23 protein-coding genes and 1 pseudogene are annotated in these 23,695 nt (G+C 63.1%); 8 read left to right on the top strand and 16 right to left on the bottom strand.

The window, feature by feature from the left end; genetic code table 11:
- Window positions 1–26 precede the first annotated feature (26 nt).
- On the top strand, window positions 27–803 hold the full coding sequence (locus ACIQH5_RS21210) for an alpha/beta hydrolase family protein (RefSeq protein WP_400407417.1): 777 nt from the start codon (window positions 27–29) through the stop codon (window positions 801–803).
- 82 nt (window positions 804–885) lie between these two features.
- Here the strand turns inward: ACIQH5_RS21210 and ACIQH5_RS21205 are convergent, their stop codons facing one another.
- Window positions 886–2,187: an ABC transporter substrate-binding protein gene (locus tag ACIQH5_RS21205; protein ID WP_400407415.1), complete on the bottom strand. Its 1,302-nt coding sequence runs from the start codon at window positions 2,185–2,187 to the stop codon at window positions 886–888.
- A 111-nt stretch (window positions 2,188–2,298) separates the two neighbouring features.
- On the opposite strand from ACIQH5_RS21205, the pseudogene ACIQH5_RS21200 reads away from it, so the two are divergent.
- A pseudogene (locus ACIQH5_RS21200) lies at window positions 2,299–3,114 on the top strand (glycoside hydrolase family 43 protein); the annotation flags it as partial.
- Between the two features lie 102 nt (window positions 3,115–3,216).
- Window positions 3,217–5,397: a hypothetical protein gene (locus tag ACIQH5_RS21195; RefSeq protein WP_400407426.1), complete on the top strand. Its 2,181-nt coding sequence runs from the start codon at window positions 3,217–3,219 to the stop codon at window positions 5,395–5,397.
- 43 nt (window positions 5,398–5,440) lie between these two features.
- Here ACIQH5_RS21195 and ACIQH5_RS21190 read toward each other — a convergent pair whose 3' ends face one another.
- From ACIQH5_RS21190 to ACIQH5_RS21160, 7 genes are all read right to left on the bottom strand, one after another.
- A complete protein-coding gene (locus ACIQH5_RS21190; protein WP_400407413.1) occupies window positions 5,441–5,593 on the bottom strand; it encodes a hypothetical protein in 153 nt (50 codons plus the stop codon).
- Window positions 5,594–5,614: 21 nt separating this feature from the next.
- A complete protein-coding gene (locus ACIQH5_RS21185; protein WP_400407411.1) occupies window positions 5,615–6,700 on the bottom strand; it encodes a YihY/virulence factor BrkB family protein in 1,086 nt (361 codons plus the stop codon).
- The gene (locus ACIQH5_RS21180) at window positions 6,627–7,304 is read right to left on the bottom strand and encodes a 2'-5' RNA ligase family protein (RefSeq protein WP_400407409.1); all 678 of its coding nucleotides are present in this window, start codon (window positions 7,302–7,304) and stop codon (window positions 6,627–6,629) included. Before ACIQH5_RS21180 ends, ACIQH5_RS21185 begins: the two co-directional genes overlap by 74 nt.
- Before the next feature lie 4 nt (window positions 7,305–7,308).
- Window positions 7,309–8,424, bottom strand: a complete 1,116-nt coding sequence (trpS, locus tag ACIQH5_RS21175; protein WP_400407407.1) for a tryptophan--tRNA ligase — start codon at window positions 8,422–8,424, stop codon at window positions 7,309–7,311.
- Between the two features lie 20 nt (window positions 8,425–8,444).
- Window positions 8,445–9,278, bottom strand: coding sequence for an exodeoxyribonuclease III (locus ACIQH5_RS21170; protein WP_400407405.1), 834 nt, complete (start codon window positions 9,276–9,278; stop codon window positions 8,445–8,447).
- Between the two features lie 10 nt (window positions 9,279–9,288).
- Window positions 9,289–9,855 (bottom strand): hypothetical protein, encoded by a 567-nt coding sequence (locus ACIQH5_RS21165; RefSeq protein ID WP_024820053.1) that lies wholly within the window; start codon window positions 9,853–9,855, stop codon window positions 9,289–9,291.
- Window positions 9,856–9,920: 65 nt separating this feature from the next.
- Window positions 9,921–10,973, bottom strand: coding sequence for a LacI family DNA-binding transcriptional regulator (locus ACIQH5_RS21160; protein WP_400407403.1), 1,053 nt, complete (start codon window positions 10,971–10,973; stop codon window positions 9,921–9,923).
- A 166-nt stretch (window positions 10,974–11,139) separates the two neighbouring features.
- Here ACIQH5_RS21160 and ACIQH5_RS21155 point away from each other — a divergent pair, with 166 nt between their 5' ends.
- Both ACIQH5_RS21155 and ACIQH5_RS21150 read left to right on the top strand, forming a co-directional pair.
- Window positions 11,140–12,225, top strand: coding sequence for a C45 family autoproteolytic acyltransferase/hydolase (locus ACIQH5_RS21155; RefSeq protein ID WP_400407401.1), 1,086 nt, complete (start codon window positions 11,140–11,142; stop codon window positions 12,223–12,225).
- 48 nt (window positions 12,226–12,273) lie between these two features.
- The gene (locus ACIQH5_RS21150; protein WP_400407399.1) at window positions 12,274–13,599 is read left to right on the top strand and encodes an MFS transporter; all 1,326 of its coding nucleotides are present in this window, start codon (window positions 12,274–12,276) and stop codon (window positions 13,597–13,599) included.
- Window positions 13,600–13,662: 63 nt separating this feature from the next.
- Here the strand turns inward: ACIQH5_RS21150 and ACIQH5_RS21145 are convergent, their stop codons facing one another.
- The 8 genes from ACIQH5_RS21145 to glyA form a co-directional block, all read right to left on the bottom strand.
- Window positions 13,663–14,496 (bottom strand): ABC transporter permease, encoded by an 834-nt coding sequence (locus ACIQH5_RS21145; RefSeq protein ID WP_011773963.1) that lies wholly within the window; start codon window positions 14,494–14,496, stop codon window positions 13,663–13,665.
- Window positions 14,493–15,332 (bottom strand): ABC transporter permease, encoded by an 840-nt coding sequence (locus tag ACIQH5_RS21140; protein WP_400407425.1) that lies wholly within the window; start codon window positions 15,330–15,332, stop codon window positions 14,493–14,495. The genes ACIQH5_RS21145 and ACIQH5_RS21140 overlap by 4 nt, the downstream gene beginning before the upstream one ends.
- A gap of 31 nt (window positions 15,333–15,363) precedes the next feature.
- On the bottom strand, window positions 15,364–16,293 hold the full coding sequence (locus ACIQH5_RS21135; protein WP_400407424.1) for an ABC transporter ATP-binding protein: 930 nt from the start codon (window positions 16,291–16,293) through the stop codon (window positions 15,364–15,366).
- A gap of 149 nt (window positions 16,294–16,442) precedes the next feature.
- Window positions 16,443–16,763 (bottom strand): SHOCT domain-containing protein, encoded by a 321-nt coding sequence (locus tag ACIQH5_RS21130; RefSeq protein WP_400407396.1) that lies wholly within the window; start codon window positions 16,761–16,763, stop codon window positions 16,443–16,445.
- A 150-nt stretch (window positions 16,764–16,913) separates the two neighbouring features.
- The gene (locus ACIQH5_RS21125; protein WP_400407394.1) at window positions 16,914–17,579 is read right to left on the bottom strand and encodes a response regulator; all 666 of its coding nucleotides are present in this window, start codon (window positions 17,577–17,579) and stop codon (window positions 16,914–16,916) included.
- The gene (locus tag ACIQH5_RS21120; protein WP_400407392.1) at window positions 17,576–18,754 is read right to left on the bottom strand and encodes a sensor histidine kinase; all 1,179 of its coding nucleotides are present in this window, start codon (window positions 18,752–18,754) and stop codon (window positions 17,576–17,578) included. Before ACIQH5_RS21120 ends, ACIQH5_RS21125 begins: the two co-directional genes overlap by 4 nt.
- 181 nt (window positions 18,755–18,935) lie before the next feature.
- Complete coding sequence (locus ACIQH5_RS21115) at window positions 18,936–19,829, bottom strand: bifunctional methylenetetrahydrofolate dehydrogenase/methenyltetrahydrofolate cyclohydrolase (RefSeq protein ID WP_400407390.1); 894 nt, start codon at window positions 19,827–19,829, stop codon at window positions 18,936–18,938.
- 132 nt (window positions 19,830–19,961) lie between these two features.
- Window positions 19,962–21,257, bottom strand: coding sequence for a serine hydroxymethyltransferase (glyA, locus tag ACIQH5_RS21110; RefSeq protein ID WP_400407388.1), 1,296 nt, complete (start codon window positions 21,255–21,257; stop codon window positions 19,962–19,964).
- Between the two features lie 236 nt (window positions 21,258–21,493).
- On the opposite strand from glyA, the gene purU reads away from it, so the two are divergent.
- From purU to ACIQH5_RS21095, 3 genes are all read left to right on the top strand, one after another.
- Window positions 21,494–22,345 (top strand): formyltetrahydrofolate deformylase, encoded by an 852-nt coding sequence (gene purU, locus ACIQH5_RS21105; protein ID WP_400407386.1) that lies wholly within the window; start codon window positions 21,494–21,496, stop codon window positions 22,343–22,345.
- 21 nt (window positions 22,346–22,366) lie between these two features.
- On the top strand, window positions 22,367–23,032 hold the full coding sequence (locus ACIQH5_RS21100; protein WP_400407384.1) for a class I SAM-dependent methyltransferase: 666 nt from the start codon (window positions 22,367–22,369) through the stop codon (window positions 23,030–23,032).
- Window positions 23,033–23,118: 86 nt separating this feature from the next.
- A complete protein-coding gene (locus tag ACIQH5_RS21095) occupies window positions 23,119–23,637 on the top strand; it encodes a gamma carbonic anhydrase family protein (RefSeq protein ID WP_377667444.1) in 519 nt (172 codons plus the stop codon).
- Window positions 23,638–23,695 lie beyond the last annotated feature (58 nt).

Raw genomic sequence — 23,695 nt, 5'->3', positions numbered from 1 at the left:
CGACACCCCAACGCAAGGAGATCAGCGTGTCACGCTCTGAGAAGATCAGCTTCACCGGAAGCACCGGCGACACCTTGGCCGGCATCGTGGACGTGCCCGAGGGACCCGTGCGCGGTTGGGGTTTGTACTCCCACGGCCTGACTCTCGGCAAGGACAGCCCGGCAGCGTCACGCATCTGCAAAGGGCTCGGGGATCAGGGCATTGGAATGCTCCGCTTCGACAACCTGGGCCTGGGCGGCTCCGCCGGTGAATGGTCGGCCGGCTCCTTCAGTGTCAAGGTAGCCGACACCATCCTGGCTGCCACCTTCATGCAGGACCAAGGCAGGGGAATCTCGCTCCTGGTGGGCCACTCCTTTGGGGGTGCCGCCGTGCTGGCCGCAGCCCGCGACATCCCCGGCCTGAACGCCGTGGTAACCGTTGCCGCGCCCTACGAGCCCAAGCATGTTGAGCACATGTTTGACACCGAGATCGACTCCATCCTGCGCGATGGCAGCGCTGTGGTGGACCTGGGCGGTAGGCCCATGGAGGTTCGGCGCCACTTTGTGGAGGACGTGGAACGCGCTGATCTGCGCGATTGCATCCGCACCCTTCACAAGCCGCTCATGGTGATGCACTCCCCCACTGACAACACCGTGGGGATCGACAACGCCAGTGAAATTTTCCGTACTGCCCGTCATCCCCGGAGTTTTATCTCCTTGGAGGGCAGCGAGCATCTCCTCACCGGGAAGGGCCAGGCGGCACGGGTTGCCCGGATCATCGGAGCCTGGGCAGACCCGTACCTTGAGGTCCAGGACGCCAACTAAGGCGCCCTGCACGCCCAACTGAGTAGCAGATCAGGCCGTTATGAGCGTTCGTAACGACCTGATCTGCTACCTACATGGGTGCCTACTTGCCGATGGCCGCTTTGCTTTCGCTCAACCACTGCTCGGCGGCCTTCTCCGGGCTCAGCCTCTTGAACAGGACCTCGGTGTTGATGCGTGCCGTGATCTCGGAGACTGCCGTTGAACCGGTGGGACCGATGAATGTTGGCGCGAAGTCCATCTTGCCGATCTGATCTATGTAGGCGGCTTCCACCTTGCCCTGAGGTGTCAGAAGGTCTTGGATGGCCGTGCGCATGCCGGAGTTACTGGGCACGCCGCGGTCGCTCTGGATGATCTTGGCGGCAGCCTCATTGTTGACGAGGAAGCTGACCAGCTTTGCTGCAGCGTCCGTGTGCTTGCTGCGGGCGGAGATGGTGTAGAACTGCGATGACTGAAGCCAGATGCCGGGGGTTGGGGTCTCGCCGGGCAGTTTGAGCAGCTTGAGTTCAGCGCCGGAGGCTTTGCTGAGGGCGGTCAAGGAGTTGGTCCAAGTGAGCATCATGCCGGCCTGCCCCATCCCCATGAGTGTCTGCTCGGTGCTGACGTTGAGCTTCTCCACAGTTTCGGAAGCACTGGGGGCTGCCCCGGACTCACTGAGCTTGACGGAGAAATCGAAGTAGTCCTGAACGGTTTCCTTGCTCAGTCCCAGCTGGCCATCCTGCGTGTACAGGGATTCGCCGCGTTGGCGGGCGAAGGCATCCAGTGAATCATGGGTGAGGACGGTGGCGGTGCCGTAGGTTCCCTTGGGACTCTTGGCAGTGATGTCCTCGGCTGTCTTTGCGAAGTCGTCCCAGGACCACTTGCTGTCGTCCGGAAGGGCAACGCCAGCAGCTTGGAAGACGGCGGGGTTGACCACGATGGCCAGGGCATTGGCGCCCGTTGAGACACCGTACTGCTTACCTTGGACCTGACCGTTTTCCAAGGCCCCCTGATCCATTCTTGAGAGGTCCAGCGGTCCTTCGACCTTGGACAGATCCAGCAGCGCGCCACGGTTGGCGTATTCCGCCGGGTAGGCGCCACCCATGGTGATGACATCGGGGGCGTCGTTGGCCGCGACCTGGGTAGCCAGTTTGTCGAAGTAGCCTCCGATGTCCCCGTACTCGGGCTTGACCTTGATGTTGGGGTTGGCTGCCTCGAATTCCTTGATGGCCTTGTTGGTCAGTTCGGCACGGGTGGCGTTGCCCCACCACGAAAACCGAATCTCGACCGGGCCATCCTCGGGCTGGTTGGACGACGGGCTGGAACACGCTGTGGTGAGGCCAAGCAGGCCCACCGCAGTGAAGAATGCAATGGATTTTCGGATACTGCGGGGAGATTTACGCGCCATTGGGTAAGCTTCTTTCAGACTCAAGAAAACGGTTCCTGAAACGTATCAAGGCAGTGTATATTCGTCAATAGTTTCCACCGTGAACTATTTAGGCCTGCAAAGGAGCACGCTTTGACCCACCACTTGGACCAGATCCAGATCCGGGATCCCTTCGTCCTCACCCTGCCGGAATCCGGGGAGTATCTCCTCTTCGGAAGCACTGACAAGAACATTTGGTCGGGACCGGCCACAGGCTTCGACTGCTACCGAAGCACCGATCTGGAGACATGGGAGGGTCCGCTGCCTGCCTTCCGCCCATCCCCCGACTTCTGGAGCCACGAGCAGTATTGGGCGCCCGAGGTCCATGAGTACCACGGGCGGTATTTTATGTTTGCAACGTTCACCGCTCCTGGGCATGCCCGGGGAACGCAGATACTTTCAGCGAACAAGCCAGAGGGCCCCTACGAGCCATGGAGCGATGGTCCGGTCACTCCCGGCGACTGGGAGTGCCTGGACGGAACGCTCCATGTGGACCATGAAGGGAACCCGTGGATGGTGTTCTGCCACGAGTGGAAGCAGGTCCACGACGGCACCATGATGGCGCAGCGGCTTAGCCCTGACCTGCGGACCGCTGAGGGTGAACCGGTCTTCCTCTTCAGTGCTTCGGAGGCTCCATGGTCCCGCGCCCTGGACGTCCCTTCAGTCCGGAACAGGGAGTTTCCCGTGTACGTCACCGACGGCCCGTTCCTCTTCCGGCTTTCCAGCGGGAAGCTCATCATGCTCTGGTCCAGCTTCGGCGATCAGGGCTACGCCATGGGAATCGCGCGAAGCCAATCCGGAACAGTTGTGGGGCCCTGGGTCCAGGAACCAGAACCCCTCTGGAGCACCGATGGCGGGCACGGCATGATCGGCCGGGACCTCGACGGCAGCCTGTTCCTGACGCTCCACCAGCCCAACAAGAGTCCGCACGAGCGGGCGGCGTTCTTCCCGCTCACAGAGCTTGAGGACACCGTGGAGCTGGAATCGGACTCCCCTTCCGGAGACTCCCCCATCGATCGCAAGGCACTGGTTCAGCGCCACAACGTCCACCAGGAACGCCTCGACCCCCGAAGCCCTGTTTCAGTGGGCAACGGCGAGTTTGCGTTCACCATGGATCTCACCGGCCTGCAATCATTGCCTGAGGCCTACCCCGTGGGCGCCCGCGACGAGCTGCCACCGGGAACATTGCTCGGCACTCAGGCGCAGTGGGGTTGGCACTCGGTTCCGCCCCCGGAGCCCTACCACTTGGCTGCTTCCACCGTCCTCTATGATTCGCCGCGAGGTCCTGTGCCTTACGTGGATATGGTGGGCGACATCGTCAACGACCGCGAGACGGACACCTCCCAAGCAGAAACATGGCTCCGCGCTAACTCTCATCGCCTGGACCTGGGACGCGTTGGCTTCCGCTGGATGGAGGACGGAACCGAACGTCCGCTCATCCCAGCAGACATCACCGGTACTGAACAAACTCTGGATCTCTGGACAGGAGTGGTGACAAGCCGCTTCACCGTGGCCGGGCGCCCGGTGAAGGTCACGACGGCGTGCCACCCGGACCGCGATGAGCTCGCGTTCCGCGTTGAGTCGCCGGCGCTTGGTGCCGGCTTGGTTGTGGGTATCGGATTCCCGTACGGTTCCGAAGCCTGGCATGATGCCGCGGACTGGAACAGCCCGGACGCGCACACCACAACGCTGAGCGAACCATCGCCTGTGCAAGACCACCACTCCCCAGCGGTTTGGACAGCCCACCGCGAACTGGACGATTCCCGCTATCAAGTGGTGATCACCGGTGCGGACCTTGCGGTGGAGCAGACCGAACAGCACCGGCTACGGGTCTCCCCCAGCGGTTCCGATGGCGTCCTGGACTTCACCGTTGCTTTCGTTTCCGCCGGGGATGGTGACTGCATCCCCAGAGGCAACAACAGGCACGCCAGTCAAACACACCAGCCAACCCGCTCCACGAAGGCGGGCAACGGCGTCGAGCTTTCAGCTGCACGATCCGTCATGGAGGCATCCGCGTCCTACTGGCCGGAGTTCTGGTCCTCGGGCGGGGCAATCGAGCTTGATGCCACAGATGATCCCCGGGCCAAGGAACTGGAGCGCAGGATCGTGTTGTCCCAGTACCTGACGGCCATCAATTGTTCAGGCTCGTTGCCTCCGCAGGAAACAGGGCTGGTCTGTAACTCGTGGCGTGGCCGTTTTCATCTGGAGATGCACTGGTGGCACGCCGCGCACTTTGCTCACTGGAACCGGGTGGAGCTGCTCCTGCCGTCGCTACGGTGGTACACCAGCGTGCTGGAGACATCACGCCAGACGGCCAAGGCGCAAGGATTCGACGGCGTCCGCTGGCCCAAGCAAGTAGGTCCGGACGGGAGGGAAAGCCCGAGCCCCATCGGCACCTTCCTGATCTGGCAGCAGCCCCACCCCATACACCTCGCCGAGCTGGTGTACCGGGCCGATCCGAGCCAGGAAGTGCTGGAGGAGTTCGCGGAGATCGTGTTCGAATCGGCTGCCTTCATGGCCAGCTTCGCGCATCCCACCTCACGTGGGTTTGAGCTGGGCGCACCCCTGATTCCGGCGCAGGAAAGCTACGGCTCCATCCGGGCCAAGGTCACCAACCCAACGTTTGAACTGGCGTACTGGCAGTGGGGCCTTCGGACTGCTGCCGCTTGGCGGGACCGGCTGGGACTCGAATCCGTGCAGGAATGGTTGGAGGTGGCCGATGGGATGGTTCCGCCCCGGGTCATTGACGGTGTGTACGCAGCGATCGACGTGGAGCCTTTCACCATCCGCACCGACCACCCGTCCATGCTGTGCGCTCTCGGAGTCCTCCCGCAGACCGATCTTATTGATCCGGCCATCATGCGCGCGACGCTCACCGACGTCCTGGCCGACTGGGACTGGGCCAGCACCTGGGGTTGGGACTACCCGGTGATGGCCATGACTGCTGCCCGGCTCGAGGACCCGGAGGCCGCAGTTGATGCGCTCCTCCTGGGCGCCGGCAAGAATACGGTCCTCCCCAATGGACACAATCGCCAGACCGACTCACTGCCGCTCTACCTGCCTGGTAATGGTGGTCTTCTGGCCGCGGTGGCACTGATGGCCGCCGGCTGGGATAACGGACCGAAGTGTCACGCGCCAGGGTTCCCCTCCGACTGGACCGTAGCGTGGGAAGGGCTGGTGCAGGCGCCCTAGAGGCCCTGCGGCAGCAGAAACTGGCTCCGTGGGACCTCTCCGGCTAACCGCGGCGGGGTCCCACGGCCGCCCCAACCAGCGCGCCGAGACCAACACCAATGAGGATGCCCAGGAAGGGCGAGTTGAAAATCAGCTGCCCAACAACGAGTCCGGCCGCAGCCCCTACAAGACAAGCGATCCACAGCTGGTTGTTCATGGCGACTCCCGTTTGGAACTGTCAGGTGCGAGGCGCTACCCGACGCGATCCGAGGACTTTCTTGCGCGGGGACTCTCCCGACTCCGTGTCAGCTTCGCGAATGGCTGACCACGACGCCGAGACGAGATACACCTGGCTCACAAGGTTGAACCAGATCAGCAAGCCGATGATGATGGCAAACGAAGCCAGAACCGGATTGTTGCCGGAGCGTGCAAGAAGCTCCGTGCTGAAGAACTGCAGGACCGTGGTCCCAACGCCCGCCAGCACCACGCCCTCCAGGAACGCGCGGCGCCCCAACTTCAGGCCACCCGCGATCCGGAACAGCACCGCCGCCGTCGCGCAGTTCAGCAGGAGCGGAACCACAATCTTGACGGTCGCAGCGATGGGCCCAGTGATGGCCTCGTCCAGCTTGAGCAACTCGATGAGCCAGTCCGCCGCCGTGCCAAAGACGAGCGAAACGCCTGCACTAATGACAAGGATGACACCGAGGAGCAGCAGAGTGCCGGCGTCGATGAGCTTTTGAAGAATCGGGTTGCGTACCAAGGGGTCGGCGCTCATGACCCCGCGGAGTCCTTCCCTGATGCTTGCGATCCAGCCCAGGGACACGAAGACAGTGATCACCGCTGCGATGAGGGCCGTCCACCCAAGTCCTGATGGGTTGAGCAGTGATTGTGGATCCACCAGGCCTTCACCGCCATTCACCTGCAGGAGCCCCGGGGCGGCCGCTGCCACGCTGTTGATCACAGCATTCTGCAGGGCCGGGTTTCCGCCCAGCACGATGCCTGCCACCGCGAAACCAGTGGTGAGCAAACCGGTCACGGAGAAGAACATGTTGAAGCCGATACCTGCGCTCAGCAGTGGCCCGTGTTGGCGGGTGTAATGCTGGAAGGCACGCATGGGCCGGATGGTGTTGAGTTTGGCCATGAAGAGCGCAAAGAACGCGCCGGCCTTCTGGTGCAGGCCGCCGCCGGAGCGCTTGGCGTGGCCCCAGTCCTGCCGCTTACGGAGAAGCTCCAGTTTGAGCTTGGCCAGCTCAATTGGCAGCGGAGGAACGTCCGCCTCTGTGGCTTGAATCCGCTTGCTGTTCTTCGTCAGTATCGCCGCCAAAGTCGAGCTCTTCCCGTAGCTGCCAAATTCCATTGGTGTCGTGCTCGTAAAGTCCCATGCTAACCACTGGGAAGGTCGCCCGGTAATCTCTGAGCACCGTTTCGGCTTCGTCGAGATTTTCCTGGGCCACATCGTGGGCCACCGTGACGTGTGGGTGGTACGGGAAGGGCAGCATGCGTTCGAGTGGACCGCTTTGAAGTTTCTCGTGCAACTGCACGCATTCCTCGAAGCCCTCTTCGACGTTGACGAACACCACAGGCGAGATAGGCCGGAAGGACCCTGTGCCCGAGATAGTGATGTTGAACGGTTCCTGCGTCTTGGCGACGTCCCGTACGTGCTCGCGGGTGGCGGCCCAGTCCTGAGTAGGCGTTGTGGTGATCAGCGTGATGTGGGCGGGGATAACCTCGGCCATGGGATCACCGAAGGAGGCCCGCCACTCTTGGAGTTCGCGGGCAATTTCCGGTGGGAACCCAAGGATCACGCCCACGCACATGGTGTCACCGGCACCGCAATCAGTACCGGTGACAGCCAGCTGGCTGGAATCGTCCGGACCGGCACCACGACGGGTGTCGGTCTTGACGTTGAACTGGCCAGCAGAGCACATGGAGTTAGCGGACTCCCTGCTCGCCGCGTGCGGAATCCCCACGGTAGGGCAGGAACCCAACCTTGGAGTAGACATCAGCAAGGGTGCCGGAGGCAATCTCACGGGCCTTGTCCGCTCCGAGCGCCAAGAGCCGGTCCAGTTCCGCCGGATCGGCCAGGAGTTCGTTGGCGCGTTCCCGAATAGGAGCCAAGTGGCTGGAGACCAGCTCCGCGAGGTCAACCTTGAGGTGGCCGTACATCTTGCCCTGATAGTCCGCCACGATCTTCTCCACCGGAGTGCCGCTGATGGCAGAGTAAATGGTGAGCAGGTTAGAGACGCCCGGCTTGTTCTCGCGGTCGTAGCGGATCTCGGTCTCGGTGTCTGTGACTGCCGATTTGATGCGCTTGGCCACCGTCTTGGGATCGTCCAGCAGGTTGATCAATCCGGCGGGCGACTCGGCCGACTTGGACATCTTGGCCGTGGGGTTCTGGAGATCGTAGATCTTTGCCGATTCCTTCTGGATGAAGGCCTCGGGCACCTGGAACGTCTCACCGAACCGGCTGTTGAAGCGGTTGGCGAGGTCCCTGCTGAGCTCCACGTGCTGACGCTGATCTTCGCCCACCGGCACACCGTGCGGCTGGTACAGGAGGATGTCCGCGGCCTGCAGGATGGGGTAGGTGAACAAGCCAACGCTTGCGTGGTCCGAACCTTGCTTCTGGGCCTTGTCCTTGAACTGGGTCATCCGGGCGGCTTCACCCATGCCGGTGATGCAGTTAAGGACCCATGCCAGCTGGGCGTGCTCGGGAACCTGAGACTGGACGAACAAGGTGCACTTGTTCACGTCGACGCCACCGGCGATGTACTGGGCCGCGGTGACACGGGTGCGGCGCGCGAGTTCTGCGGGATCCTGCGGGACGGTGATCGCGTGGAGGTCCGGGATGAAGTAGACGGCGTCGTACTCGTCCTGCATCCGGACCCAGTTCACCAGGGCACCCAGGTAGTTGCCAAGGTGCAGCGAGTCGGCGGAGGGCTGCATACCGGACAGGACGCGGTGTTTGGCGCCAACTGCAAGCTTGGTGGACGTCACGGACTTGGGATCAGCGGCGGCCGTGCCGGTTTCAGTCGTGGTGGAACTAGTCATGGAGGAATACCTTAGGAAGCTTAGAGCCGGTAGTCGACTACCAGCGGTGCGTGGTCAGAGAAGCGGGTGTCCCACGAAGGCGCCCGGTCAACCACAGCCGAGAAAGCGGCTGCTGCGAGACCAGGAGTGGCCAGGTGGTAGTCGATGCGCCAGCCAGTGTCAGTATCAAAGGCCTTACCGCGCTGGGACCACCAGGTGTAGGGGCCAGCGATATTTCCTGCCAGGCCCCTGTGGACATCCCTCCATCCGATTTCTTCGCCGAGGAAGCGGTCAAAGTACGCACGCTCCTCGGGGAGGAAGCCGGCACGCTTGACGTTGCCCTTCCAGTTCTTGATGTCGAGTTCGGTGTGTCCGACGTTGAGGTCGCCAACGACCAGCGCATGGTCGCTGTGCTTGGCAAGTTCCGGCAGCCGGACAGTCATGGCGTCCAGGAACCGGAATTTGTCGTCCTGCTTGGGAGTTCCCACTTCTCCGGAGTGCACATAGGCACTGACCACGGAGAGGGTGGCAGGTTCGCCAGCACTGTTTTTGACGGAGAAGTCCGCTTCAACCCAGCGGCCGGAAGTATCGAAGTAATCGTCGCCAATTCCCACGCGGGTGGCGGTCGGCTCCTCGCGGGACGCGATGGCTACGCCGGCGCGGCCCTTCGCTTCAGCCTCGGAGTGAAGGATGTACCATCCTTCGCCGATCAACTTCCTGACGATGTCGTCAGGGGCCCGGACTTCCTGCAAGCAGAGAATGTCTACCTCGCGAGGCTCCAGCCACTCCGCCATGCCGTTCTTGTAGGCAGCCCGCAGGCCATTGACGTTTACTGATGCGATGCGAAGGAAGTCCTTCTTCAATGCCGTACTCACCCGGTCCACTCTAGTCGATGATGGTGCCGGACATGGGCTCTTCCGAGCCTCCGGAGGACTTGATCATGTCCCGTGCGTTGGTTGCCGTAATGGCGATGGTTTCCAAGGCGCGGTTGATGGTGTCCTGGTCAGCTGCGCCACCCTTGGCACGTTCCTCGTCCACCACACGGACCTGCACCTGGACGATTTTGAATGAGTGGTCCAGCTTGAGGTCGCGTACCTCGTCGGCCTGACTGCGCTCGGCAACAACCCTGGTGCCACCATGATCGGCAGCGGACGACGACGGCGCGCGGCCGGCCGCGGCGTTGAAAGCATTTTGCGCCTCAGTCAACTTGGCACCGGCCCGCTGCGCGGCCTTGCGGATACTCAGCACCACGAATGTTGCAAGGGCCAGCCAGCCAAAGGCCACTACTGCCACGACCCAGCCCACAACATCGTTCTGGTTGGCCGCGAAAATGACGGCTACCAGGAAAGCGATGATGACGACGGTCATCCCCAGGCCGCCGATGCGGAAGCCCTTGAACATGCCTTTGCCGGCGGGGGACGTGGACGGGTGCGGGTCACCGAGAGATTGCATGGCTCAATTGTCTCAAACGTGGAATAGTGCCCGTGCCCGCTTCCACGGACGGCGAACAGGCCTGCTTAGGACCCTGGACGCGGCTTGGTCCTTGCCTTCCCCGGAGACGTGGATTTGCGGTGGTGGAACCTTGCTGCCAGAAGCACCGGGTCCGGCTCCGAGGTTCCTTCCATGACCTCGCATAGCCGTTGAACCAGTGCCGCCGCCGCTGCCGGAATATCCACGTCGAGGGCGGAAATTGGGGGCTTGTGTTGCCGAGAGTGTTCGGAATCCGATCCCGTACACACCAGGAGATCCCCCGGGATGCGGACTCCCCGCTCTTGCAGGGCCTGGGCTGCGCCGCTGGCGTGCCTGCCCGTTAGGCAGAACACCGCACCGGGTAACCCATCGGCCAAGATCCGTTCGCCCACCTGTTGGCCACCCTCCACGCCGTCGCGTTCGGGAACGTGGTAAATCCTTGGCTCAGCTCCGGTTTCCAGGCACCACGCAACATAGGCGGCCTCGCAATCGAAGTTCCAAGCATTTCTGTCGGTGCCGCCCACATAGGCGATGGTTCCAGCTCCCGCGGCCGCCAAGTGATCCAGGACAATCCGCGTGGATGCAGCGTCGTCGTGCGCCACCCAGTTCCGGAAGTCGGGCCGGCCAGGATCGCGATCCCACGTCACATAGGCAATCCCGCGCTTCTCCAGCAAGGCCACTACGGGATCATCCAGGTGTGGGGCGAACACTATGTATCCGTCCAAGGACATGGAGAACGGCGGCAAGGGCCCACGGCTCAGGTCCGGTACCAGCATCAGGCCCAGGTTGCGGTTGAGTGTTTCAGCAGCTGCCGCTCCGGCAAGTTTCATGAAAACGTCCACACCGTTGGGGCCGTAGTTGCCCAGGCTGTCCAGGGAACGGAAGACGAGCCCGATCGCATTCATCTTCGAGCTTCGCAGCCCACGCGCCATGGCATCCGCCACATAGCCCATCTCCGCTGCGACGGCTCGGACCCGCTCCCGGGTGGCCTGGCTGATGTTGCCTTTGCCATTGAGGGAGTGCGACACCGTGGTGATGGAGACTCCCGCCCGGCGGGCAACATCCCAAATGGTGGCTCCGTGCTGAAGTTCGCGGGCCATTGGCTCCCAATCTGTGGTTCCTGGGGATCAGATGTGCGACCACAAGAATAAATCTTCGGAGCCAGCTACACAAAAACGTTTTTGTTCCGTACTTTGAGCGTCACAAGTGATCCACATCATTCCGGCGCCATCCGTCCCAAGCGGGGTGGCGCCCTCAAGGAGACCCATGCAGCTTCACCGCCATACTTCCGCCGCGCTCAATCCCCGCGAGCGCGGCCTGGATATCGGCAGCACCTGGAAAGCGCAAACACGCAACACCGCAAAGGTCTACGGCGATTTCTTCGCTACCCTCGGCATCGATGCCCGGAAAGTGCGCACCATCGCCGAGCAGAGCCACGAGGCCCTCAGCGCCTGGAGCCCCGCTCTTGCCGAAGAAGCGGAGGGATGGGCTGACGGCGCCGGACTGGAAATCTGGCAACTTAGTGTGGTCAACGCCCGTACAGAGATTTTGGCTGCCGCCCCGAAGAAGCCCGGCTCCCATGAATGTTCGACGGCGGTCTACGTACCTGCCGGGGCAGCGGCCCCGCAGACCCTGCAAACCTGGGACTGGCACCACCACCTCGCTCCAGAGGGACTGCTGCTGGAGGTGACGCCTTCTCCGGGACGAATCACCAAAACGTTCACCGAGTTCGGGACGCTGGGCAAGATCGGCGTGAACAGCGAGGGCCTTGGCCTGCACTTCAACATCCTGGCTCATAGCCGCGATGACGAGTCCGCCGGTGTGCCGGTCCACGCCATCGCCCGCCGCATCCTCGATGAGGCATCCAGCATCGACGACGCGATCGCCATCGCTTCGTCAGCCAGGGTGAGTGCCTCCACTGTCTACACGGTGTTCACCGCAACCGCTGCCAGCACCACGCGCCGGGCGGTGAGCATCGAGGTTTCCCCCGCCGGCAGTGCCGTCGTGGATACCGGCAGTGACGGTTGGCTGCTCCACACGAACCACTTCCTCGATCCGCACTTGGCGCAGGGCGACGCAATCGACGACGGCGCGTTGTCGCCCCAGCGACTGGCCCACCTTGGGCGGGTGCGGACAGAGCTGACCGGGCTGGGCGTCACCGACAGGGCCAAGCAGTTCTGCTCTTCCGAGGGCGCGTCCTCCGTGGTCTGCTTCCATCCCGACGCGACCGCCCCGCGGCATGAACAGTGGCAGACGCTGCTGACCATCAGCGTCAATGCCGACGACGGCTCCCTGGACTATGCGGCCGCAAACCCTGCCGACGCCGCTTCCGCAGGTTTCCAAACTTTCTGACCCCTTTCCCCAACCACCCGCACCACTACTCACACGAAAGGCACCTCCATGCCACCATCCCTTCGGCCCGACGTCGCGCTGGAACCGCATGATCCTCCGGCCAAGCGCTCCGTATCCGCCCTGCGCACCTTCTTTGTCTCCTGCTTTGGAACCGCGTTGGAGTTCTATGACTTCACCATCTACGGCTTGGCCGCCGCATTGGTGTTCCCGCAAGTCTTCTTCCCCAGCCTCGACCCGCTGACCGGGACATTGGTGGCATTCGCCTCCTTTGGTGCAGGCTTCCTGGCCCGTCCCTTGGGCGGCATAGTCCTGGGTCACTTCGGGGACCGCCTCGGCCGGCGCAAGATCCTGATCCTGACACTCTTGCTCATGGGCAGCAGCACGTTCCTGATCGGCTGCCTCCCCAGCGCGGACTCAATCGGTGCGGCAGCTCCCCTTCTGCTGATTGTTTTGCGCCTGGTCCAGGGGTTCTCAGCCGGCGGCGAATGGGGCGGGGCTGCCCTGGTGGGAATCGAAGCGGCACCTGCAGGCCGACGCGGTTTCTGGGGCAGTTTCACCAGCATGGGCATCGGGCTGGGCGTGCTGTTGGGCTCCGGCGTGTTCTCTCTGACGGACGCAGTTGCCGGCGGCGACGTGACCGGTTTCGCTTGGCGTGTCCCGTTCTGGATCGGTGGCCTGTTGGTAGTGGCTGGCCTGGTGGCGCGTTTGACGCTCCCGCAGGACGAGAGGCCCTCCACTACGGAGACACCCCGCATTCCACTGCTCGCTGTCATGAAGTCGCACCCCCGCCGGATCCTGATGTCCATCGGCGTGAGCTACGGCTACAACACCTTCACCTATATCGCCACCGTGTTCCTCATGTCCTACGTGATCCAGCACGGCTACACGGGCAGCGAATCGCTGCAGTTCCAGCTATGGGGTGCCGTAGCCAGCGTCATCTCCGCACCCCTCGCCGCAATCCTTTCGGACAAGATCGGCCGCAAACCGGTCATGGTGGGCGGCGCAGCGATGCTCATCATCTACTTCCTGGCGTTCTTTCCCGCCATCGAGACACACACGGGGTGGCTGGCCCTGCTGATGTTCACGTTGGGCGGCGCACTGAACACGGTGCCGCAGGGGCCCCTTCCCGCTTTCCTGAGTGAACAGTTCCCGGCAGCATCGCGCTACTCGGCCATCTCGGCCAGCTACCAGATCGGCTCAGCCCTGGGTGGCGGTACGGCAGCCACCGTGGCCACGGCTTTGCTGATAGCAACCCACGGTGACCCGATCGGCGTCGTGATTTACACCGTCTCCGCGCTGGCCGTGATGGGTCTCTGCTCCTGGGGCCTGCGCGACAACGCCAAGCTGACCATGGCCGAGATCGAGACGGCCTAAGTTTTCGTACAGCTAATGCCCCTAAGACGCCGTTTTAGGGGCATTAGCTGTACAAAAACTCCATCATTTGAGGAACAGCTGGCGCAGCCTTCCGGTGGTCAGCATGATGCCGAGGGCGATCATCACCACGTAGTACCCCACATGAATGGCTGTGGCAGGACTGAACGAGCCAACGCTGATCTGCCGCAACAACTCCACGCCGTGCCAGAGGGGCATTGCCTGGATGAACCACTGGATGACCTGCGGGTAGACGCTGAGCGGGTAGAACGTGGCACTGAACAGGAACATGGGCAACAGGAAGAAGTTGATCCAGTCCATCTGCTGGAACGTCTTCATGAAGCTGGTGATACCCATCCCGAAGCTCGCAAATCCGAACGCGATCAACACCGAGGCGGGAATCACCAGGATGGCCCACCAACTGGTCAGCAACCCCATCACCCCCATGACGGCCGTGAATCCGGTGGCATACAGCAGCCCGCGCAGGAGGGCCAGGAAGATCTCTCCAATGGCTACGTCCAGAGGACCCAATGATGTGTAGAGCATCCCCTGGTAGAGCTTGGCGAAGTTCATCTTGAAGAAGACATTCCACGTGGAGTCGTAAATGGCCCCGTTCATGGCAGAGACCGCCAACAGCGCGGGGGCAATGTAGGCCGCGTAGCTGATCTCCTCGCCGCCCGGCCCCTGAACCGTTCCCACAATCGAGCCCATGCCCACGCCCATGGCCAGCAGGAACAACACTGGCTCGAAGAAACCGGACACCATCACCAGCCACGTGCTGGACTTGGCCGCCATGAGCCCACGGCCCACAACAGCCTTCGCATTGCGGGAGTACAGGGAACCGAATTTCCGCTCCCGGGCAAGGTCCGTGGCGCTGTGGCCACCAGTCAGGACACTCATGAGCCCATCCTTTTGACGAACTGGCGCCGGACAAGCACCCAGCCCACAGTTGCCGTGGCCAGCAGGAACACCACATGCGTGATGGTCAGCAACGGGTCCTGATCCATGCCATACGTGAAGACCCTGCCCAGCTCGGTTCCATGCCACACCGGTGATATCCAGCCGATCCAACGCACCGCGATCGGCAGCGAATCCAGAGGGAAGAACGTCCCCGAGAACAGGAACAGCGGCATCACAATAAAGCGCTGAACCAAGGCGAACTGCCCCTTGTCCTGGGTGATGCTTGCGGCATAGGCCATCAGCGGCAAACCAAAGCTCAGCGCTGCCACCGTTGCCACGATGGCCGACACCCATCCCCACGGGCTCGGTGAAGCACCAAACATGGCCACCACCACGAAGTAGACCACCGATTGCAACAGAAACCGCAAGGAGCTGGCCATGATGTGGCCGCTGGCGATCTGCTGCGGAATCAACGGCGAAGCATGCGGGCCGTAGAACACCCTGCGCCACTTGAAGCCGTCCATGATGGGGTAGGAAAACTCTCCAGACGCCGTCATCACAGCCGCGGAAACCAGCAATGCCGGAGCCACGAATTCCAGGTAGCTGACGCCCCCGAACGCAGCCTCGCTGTTGGCATCCACCAGGCTAGCCAGCCCCACTCCCATGGCGAACAGGTACGCCACCGGCTGTCCCACGCTGTACAGGACCACGGACCAACCGTAGTTGCGCATGACACGAAGCACTTGCTCCGCGTAGAAGAAGGCACCCCACCGGCGCGCGCGGGCAGCCGAAACCTCAGGTGAGTGGGCCCGCAACGGAGGCGCCGACGTCGTCATTGGTTTGTTCGCGGAGTCAGTCAACTGTCGCCTAATCAACGAGGCTCCTGCCGGTCAGCCGAAGGAACACGTCCTCCAGCGACGAGCGGCGTACCAGCGACGTCACGGGTCGCAACCCGCGGGCACTGACCTGCTCCAGGGCAGCCTCGCCGTCGTGCGCATAGATGAGCACGCGGTCCGGCAGCGTTTCCAGCCGCTCGCCGATGCATTGAAGTTCGACGCCGATGGTCGCGTTCCGCTCGGACCCGAACCTGAGCTCGAGTACTTCGCGCGACGAGTGCTCGCGAATCAGGGCAGCCGGCGAGCCCTCGGCCATGATGCGGCCCTTGTCCACCACGATCAGGCGATCGCACAGTTGCTCAGCTTCGTCCATGTAATGCGTGGTGAGAATGAGGGTCACACCACTTTCCTTGAGCCGGAACAGGCGGTCCCAGAGGATGTGGCGAGCCTGCGGGTCCAGCCCGGTGGTGGGCTCGTCCAAGAGCAGGATCCGTGGCTCGTTGATGAGCGACCGCGCAATAGTGAGCCGCCGCTTCATGCCCCCGGAGAGTGCATCCACCTTGGAATTGGCCTTGTCCGTCAGCTGCGCGAACTCCAGGAGCTCATCGGCTTTCGGCTTTAAGTAGCTCAGTGGCAGGCCGAAGTAGCGGCCGTAGACGATCAGGTTCTCGCGGACTTTGAGCTCTTCGTCGAGATTGTCCTGCTGCGGAACCACACCCAGATGCGCCCTGACCTCAGGGCCGTGGGATTCGGGGTCCAAGCCCATGATGGTCAGCGAGCCGGACGTGCGTTGGGAGACGCCGCCGATCATCTTCATGGTGGTGGACTTGCCGGCGCCGTTGGGTCCCAGTAGCCCGAAGGACTCCCCCGCCGGTACGTCGAAGGAGATGTTGTCCACGGCAGTGAGATCGCCGTAGCTCTTGGTGAGGTTACGGGCGCTGATGACGGTTGGTCGGTTCACGTCCACGCCGGATTGCGACGCTTCTGAAGGGTTTGCGGAGCGGATTGCTTCATTGTGCACCCTCAGCAGACTAGTAGCGCCCACTGACATGTGAAAGGGCTCTTGCAGATATTCTTGCAAGAGCCCTCCCGTTTCGGCGAGGTGATCTGTCAGCTGCCGGGCTGCGAGCGCAGTACCTCCAGCCTCTGACGGAACTCGGTCTCATCAATCTCTCCCCGTGCATAGCGCTCACGAAGTACGCCCTCTGCGCCTTGTGTCGCGGCCCAGTGATGATTGCGGCGCCACGTCCTGCGTGCGATGAAGATGAACAAACCGATCACGAGGATCCAGAACAGCGGGAACAGCAGGAAGAACGGCCAAGCGACGCCGTCTCCCCACGGACCATGCATGGCGACGGCGGCCGGCACCTGCGCCAGCGCTCCCCCGAGCGTTGTGGGCTCCCCAACAATTGAAGTGAATGCGGTGAACATGTCAGTGATCCAAACTCTCTCCGCCGGTGCCCGGCGTGAACCGTCTTTCGGCTCTGGTTCGAGTCTTCTCTGATGCCGCTGGCGAGGCGTCCGCCCTCGGGAGTGAACTTGCCGCGTCAGCCTACTCCGTCAGGAGTGGCCCTTGACGGGTCAACTGCTCCATCCGGGCTTCACCAGCCCGGATTCGTAGGCCAACACCACCAGTTGTGAGCGGTCGCGGATCATCAATTTGGTCATGATGCGCGAGACGTGGGTCTTGGCCGTGAGGGGTGTGATGAAGAGCCGTTCTGCGATCTCGGCATTGTTCAAGCCCTCGCCTACCAGCGCCAGCACTTCCCGTTCCCGGTCCGTCACCTGCTCCAGCGGCACTACTTTAGCTGCCGCGCGGCTCTGCGATGCCAGCTGGGCCATGATGCGCCGGGTCACCGAGGGCGATAACAACGCATCGCCGTCATGGACCACCCGGACTGCCCGGATCAGTTCGGCGGGCTCGGTGTCCTTGACCAGGAACCCTGCGGCGCCGGCTCGGACGGCTTCGGCAATGTACTCGTCGAGTTCGAAGGTGGTGAGGATGATGATGCGCGTTCCGGCCAGGTTCGGGTCCCCCAGGATCTTGCGGCTGGCGGTGAGGCCGTCGTCGTCCGGCATGCGGATGTCCATGAGGATGACGTCCGGCTTGTCCCGTGTTGCCAGGCGAACGGCGTCGCGACCAGTGCCGGCCTCTGCCACCACCTCCATGTCTGGTTCAGAGTCCAGGAGCGCGCGGAATCCTGCCCTGATGAGGGTTTGGTCGTCGGCCAGAAGGATGCGGATCACGGGCGGGTTCCTTCGTAATGTATGGGCAAGATCGCTTCGACGCGCAGTCCCGGCTCCAGTTCCTGCAAGGTGAGCGTCCCGCCTAAGGCCACCGCCCTCTCCCGCATCCCCGTCAGCCCGTTGCCGGGGAGCGCGCCACGCATACCGCCGCCGTCGTCGTCTATGGTCACGGCCAGTGCCCCCGCGGTTTGGACAACACGCACGACGGCGGATCGGGCACCCGAGTGCCTACCGACGTTGGTCAGCGCTTCCTGGATGATCCGGTAGGCGGCCTCGTGCTGGGCCTCCCCCACCGTTTCGGGGTTCGACAGGTCCTGCAGCGTCACTTTCAGCCCGCCGAGCTCCGCGGTGTTGATGAGTTCAGGGAGCCTGGCCAGTGAAGGACGCGCGGCCGGCGCCAGGGGGACATCCTCGCGCAGCACGCCTAGAAGCTGGCGGACCTCGGTGAGCGACTCCTTGCTGGCGGCCTTGATCGCTTCCAGCGCTGGCCGTAGCTTTTCCGGATCGTCCGCTCCCACGTGCAAGGCAACTGATGCCTGGACGTTGATCATGGACAGGGAATGAGCAACCACATCGTGAATGTCCCGGGCAAGGGTGAGCCTGTACTCGTCTCGCTCCGCCTTCTGTGCTTCCTCGCGGCGCCGCCGGTATTCTGCAAAACGTTCGCTCCGGCGTCGGAATCCTTGCCCTATCAGGACCAGGATCGCAGCCCAGGCGACGCCGGCGGACGCCCGCACGGGCCAGTTTTCATCGCCGGTCAGGGCGGCACCTGTGATCACGGCGGCCGCTGCTATCCCCGCCCCCGCCCACGCCTGCCAGCGCAGCCCCGCCGCAGCGGTCAAGACGATGGCCAGCGCCAAGGACAACACGATCGGCCCCCAAGCGTAGCCCAAAGCCAGGTAGGTTCCGGTGGCAGCGAGAGCCACAGGCAGCATCACTTGCGGTGAGCGCTTCCGGAACGCCAGGCCAACCGGCCCGGCCAGGAGCAGGAGGATCGCGAGGGCATCCAGGGGGCGTGGCGCGTTTTGGTGGCTTGCGGAGAACAGCGTCCCCACCACCTGGATCACAGCCACCGTAATGACGATGAAACTGGTGGGCGGGCCGGCAAAACGCCGGGGGCCTGCGATGTGCGGTGGCCCCGGATACCGCGTGGGCTCAGGGGAACGGGGCTGCATACACAGAGCCTAGCTTTGGTCCCCGGGTCTGTCGTCGGGTTATTGGAGCAGGGTGCCTACTCCCGGAGGAGTACGCCCTGCCCCATTTCGGGGGTTCCCTGCTGTTCGTGCCGTGCGCACGGCATGTTTCGCAGGGAACCCCCGAAATTGGGGCGCTGGAAATGGAAAAGTCCGAGTAACCCTAGGCGATGCCTGCCTGGCGTTCAGCGCTCTCCACAACGTTCGCGAGCAGCATGGCGCGGGTCATCGGACCCACGCCGCCCGGGTTCGGGGACAGCCAAGCGGCGACGTCGGCAGCTGCCGGGTCCACATCTCCGGTGACAACCGCCTTGCCGTTGCCATCGTCCACGCGGCTGACGCCGACGTCGAGCACTATGGCGCCCGGCTTGAGGTCTTCAGCCTTGATCATGTGCGGCACACCGGCAGCGGCAATCACGACGTCGGCCTGCTTGAGTTCTGCGGGCAGGTCCACCGTTCCGGTGTGGGCCAGGATGACCGTGGCGTTGACTTCCTTGCGGGTCAGCAGGAGGCCAATCGGGCGGCCGATGGTCACGCCGCGGCCAACCACCAGGACTCGCTTGCCCTTGAGTTCAATGTTGTGCCGGCGGAGCAGCTCCACACAGCCCTTGGGTGTGCAGGGCAGCGGGGACTTCATTTCGCCGTTGACATTGGCCACCAGGCGGCCAAGGTTCATGGGGTGCAGGCCGTCGGCGTCCTTCTCAGGGTCCATGGCCTCCAGGATGACGTCCTGATCGATGTGCTTGGGCAGCGGAAGCTGGACGATGTAGCCGGTGCATTCCGGGTTGTGGTTGAGCTCGCGGACAACCGTGAGGAGGTCTTCCTGGCTGATGTCCTCAGGGAGGTCGCGGCGGATGGACTGGATGCCCACCTCGGCGCAGTCCTTGTGCTTGCCGCCGACGTACCAGGTGCTGCCGGGGTCCGAGCCCACCAGGATGGTGCCCAGACCGGGGACGATTCCCTTGGCGGCCAGGACGGAAACGCGAGTGGTCAGTTCTGCCTTGATGGCGGCGGCGGTGGCCTTGCCGTCGAGGATCTGTGCGGTGGACTGTGTCATTCCATCTGCTCTTTCTGGTGGGTGACCTGTTGGCTCATGCCAACGGGACCCACCGCCGAAGGTGTGGCGGCGGATCCCGTTGGCTCCGGTTCAATGCCCGGGTGATGCGTTACTTATCCGCGGAAGCGCGGGTTACCACTGCTCGTGCTGCGGGTACAACGGGAAGTCAGCGGCGAGCTTGTCCACGCGGGCCTGCAGCGACTCGACGTCTGCCGAGGAACCGGCCTTGAGCGCGGTGGCGATGATCTCGGCAACCTCGGTGAACTCGGTGGCACCGAATCCGCGGGTAGCCAGGGCAGGCGTACCGATGCGGAGGCCGGAGGTGACCATCGGCGGGCGGGGATCGAACGGAACAGAGTTGCGGTTCACGGTGATGCCCACGGAGTGTAGGAGGTCTTCGGCCTGCTGGCCGTCAAGCTGCGAGTTGCGGAGGTCAACCAGGACCAGGTGCACATCGGTACCGCCGGTGAGGACCGAGACGCCGGCTTCGGCGACATCGGACTGGTTGAGGCGGTCGGCGATGATCTTGGCACCTTCAAGGACGCGCTCCTGGCGTTCCTTGAACTCTTCACTGCCGGCAATCTTGAAGGCAACGGCCTTGGCGGCGATGACGTGCATGAGCGGCCCACCCTGCTGGCCCGGGAAAACGCTGGAGTTGAGCTTCTTGGCCCACTCCTGCTTGGCAAGGATCACACCGGAACGGGGACCTGCCAGGGTCTTGTGGACCGTGGAGGTGACGACGTCGGAGTACGGCACCGGGCTCGGGTGCAGCCCTGCTGCAACCAGGCCGGCGAAGTGCGCCATGTCCGTCCAGAGGAGGGCGCCCACTTCATCGGCGATGGACCGGAAGGCAGCGAAGTCCAAGTGGCGCGGGTACGCGGACCAGCCGGCAATGATGACCTGCGGCTTCTCGGCGATGGCCTGCTCGCGCAGCTTGTCCATGTCGATCCGGAAGTTGTCTTCTTCAACCTGGTAAGCAGCTACGTTGTAGAGCTTGCCGGAGAAGTTCAGCTTCATGCCGTGGGTCAGGTGCCCACCGTGTGCCAGGGACAGGCCCAGGATCTTGTCGCCGGGAGTGATCATGGCGGAGAGAGCGGCAGCGTTGGCCTGCGCACCGGAGTGCGGCTGGACGTTGGCGAACTCAGCACCGAAGAGTTCCTTGACGCGATCGATCGCAAGCTGCTCGGCGACGTCGACGTACTCGCAACCGCCGTAGTAGCGGCGGCCCGGGTAGCCCTCGGCGTACTTGTTGGTCAGGACCGATCCCTGGGCTTCCATGACGGCGCGGGGTGCGAAGTTTTCGGACGCAATCATTTCCAGGGTGCCGCGCTGGCGGCCAAGTTCCTGGTTGAGGACTGCTGCGATCTCGGGATCGAGATCGGCGAGCGACTGGTTGCTGACAGACGCGGAAGTGGTTGTGGTAGTCACGGAAATCTCCTGGCTAGGCAACGGGTGGTGCTACAGGTCAGGCTACCGGCAGCAGCATTCCCGCGTCCCCTTTTTGACGGAGGGATCGGTCACGTGCGTGCAACGGTAAGACATGACCCTCGGCCCAGGCGTACGATCCGTGGTCTTCATGATTGCCGCTCCCTGGTGGTAGTCCACCCAACGCCAGTTGCGACCCGTTAACAGTACAACAACGCGGCACAGGTAGGCTTGATCGTGTGACTGACTCCACCGCTTTCGTTGTAACACTCTCCTGCCCCGACCGCCCCGGCATTGTCCACGCGGTAGCCGGAGCCCTCCTCGAGGCCGGCTGCAATATTGCCGACTCCCAGCAGTACGGAAGCCCCAGCACTGGCAACTTTTTCATGCGGGTGGAGGCAACGACGTCGAGCTCCCAGGCGGAACTGGCTGCGGCCCTGCGGCCGGTGGCCGAATCCTTCGGGATGACCTGGCAGATCAACCCCGTGGGCGAAAAGGTCCGCACCATCATCCTGTGCTCCAAAGACGCCCACTGCCTCAACGATCTGTTGTTCCAGCAGCGCACCGGCACCTTGCCTATTGACGTTCCGGCCATCGTGTCCAATCACCGCGACCTTGAGCCGTTGGCAGAGTTCTACGGCATCCCGTTCCACCACATTCCGGTGACCCCCGAAACCAAGCCACAGGCCGAGGCTCAGCTGCTGAAGCTGATCGCCGAACACGATGCTGAACTCACCGTCCTCGCCCGGTACATGCAGGTGCTCTCCAACGATCTGTGCACGGAGTTGAACGGCAAGGCCATCAACATCCACCACTCCTTCCTGCCCTCGTTCAAGGGTGCCAAGCCTTACCACCAAGCGCACGCCCGAGGGGTGAAGATCATCGGCGCCACCGCCCACTATGTGACGGCCGACCTCGACGAGGGGCCGATCATCGAGCAGGAAGTCATCCGCGTGGACCATGCCCGGACGGCGGCCCAGTTCGTCCAGATGGGCCGCGATGTGGAGGGCCGCACGCTGGCTCAGGCGGTCCAGTGGCACGCCGAACACCGGGTCCTCCTGGACGGCACCCGCACCGTGGTGTTCAACTAGCACCGCTCCTATGCTGAGGGTATGCACGGCATCCCCGAGGCCGATCACGAAGCTGACCTGGCGGTTTACTACAACCGCCATGCTGCCGTCCGGAACACCCGCTCCCTGACCCCGCACCGGATTGAACGCCGGGAATGGTTTGTCCGTCTGTTGAAGTCCGAACATCGTCATTCGTTGGTGGAGCTCGGCTGTGGCACAGGGGTGGAGGGCCTGGAGTTCGTCCGCGCCGGGATTCATTACACGGGCGTGGATTTGTCACCGGAAAGCGTGCATGTGGCGTGCTCGGCAGGGCTCGACGCCTCAGTAGCAAGCGGGCGCAGCCTGCCGTTTCCGGATTCAGTGTTTGATGCTGCATGGACCATGAGCACTCTCCTTCATGTCCCCAACAGCGGAATTCGCGACGTCGTCCGCGAACTTGTGCGGGTCACCGCACCTGGTGCGCCAATCGCCGTCGGGCTCTGGTCAGGTGAGGACTGCGAAGTCCTTAACCCTGAAGACCTTGAAGAACCGCAGCGTTTCTTCAGCCGCCGCAGCGACGATACCGTGCATAGGATCTTTGGCGAACACGGCTCGGTGGAACACTTCCAGACGTGGCCGGAAGGCGTAGGCACGGAGTCGGGGCCGGGCGCGGGAAACTGGTCCCAGCATTACCAATTCCTTGTCTTCCGCACCCCTGCACCCAACTGACCCGCACCCAACTGAGTAGCAGATCAGGTCGTTCCCAGCGCTGAGAACGGCCTGATCTGCGACCTACTTGGGAATAGGCTGGGGCCATGGCTCCCTCTTACACTTTTGCCGGAGATACCCCGGCCATCCATGAAACCGCCTTCGTGGCACCCACTGCGTCCATCATCGGCAAGGCCACCCTGGCCGAGGACTCCAGCGCCTTCTACGGCGTCTCCGTTCGAGCCGACACAGCCGCGATCAGCGTCGGCGCAGGGTCCAACCTCCAGGACAACGTGGTCCTCCATGCCGACCCCGGGTTCCCCTGCACTGTGGGCGAGCGCGTCTCCGTGGGACACAGCGCTGTGGTCCATGGCTGCACTGTGGAGGACGACTGCCTCATCGGCATGAGCGCCACCATCCTCAACGGCGCGGTGATCGGATCTGGCTCGCTCATTGCTGCCGGCGCTGTGGTTCTTGAAGGCACGGTCATACCGCCCCGCTCCCTAGTGGCCGGAGTACCAGCCAAGGTCCGCCGTGAACTGACCGATGAGGAGTTTGAGGGCGTCAAGCACAACGCTGCCCACTACAAGGAACTCGCTGCGGCACATAGGGAAATGCACGCTTAACGCCAAATGCGAGGCCCGCTCTGCGTCCTAACCCGAGGGTTTGGGGCGCAGAGCGGGC

The organism is Paenarthrobacter sp. NPDC091711 (genome assembly GCF_044756605.1).
Taxonomy (GTDB): Bacteria; Actinomycetota; Actinomycetes; order Actinomycetales; family Micrococcaceae; genus Arthrobacter.
The sequence above is the reverse complement of the archived record's forward strand: the minus strand, read 5'-3'. Positions and strand labels throughout refer to the sequence as shown.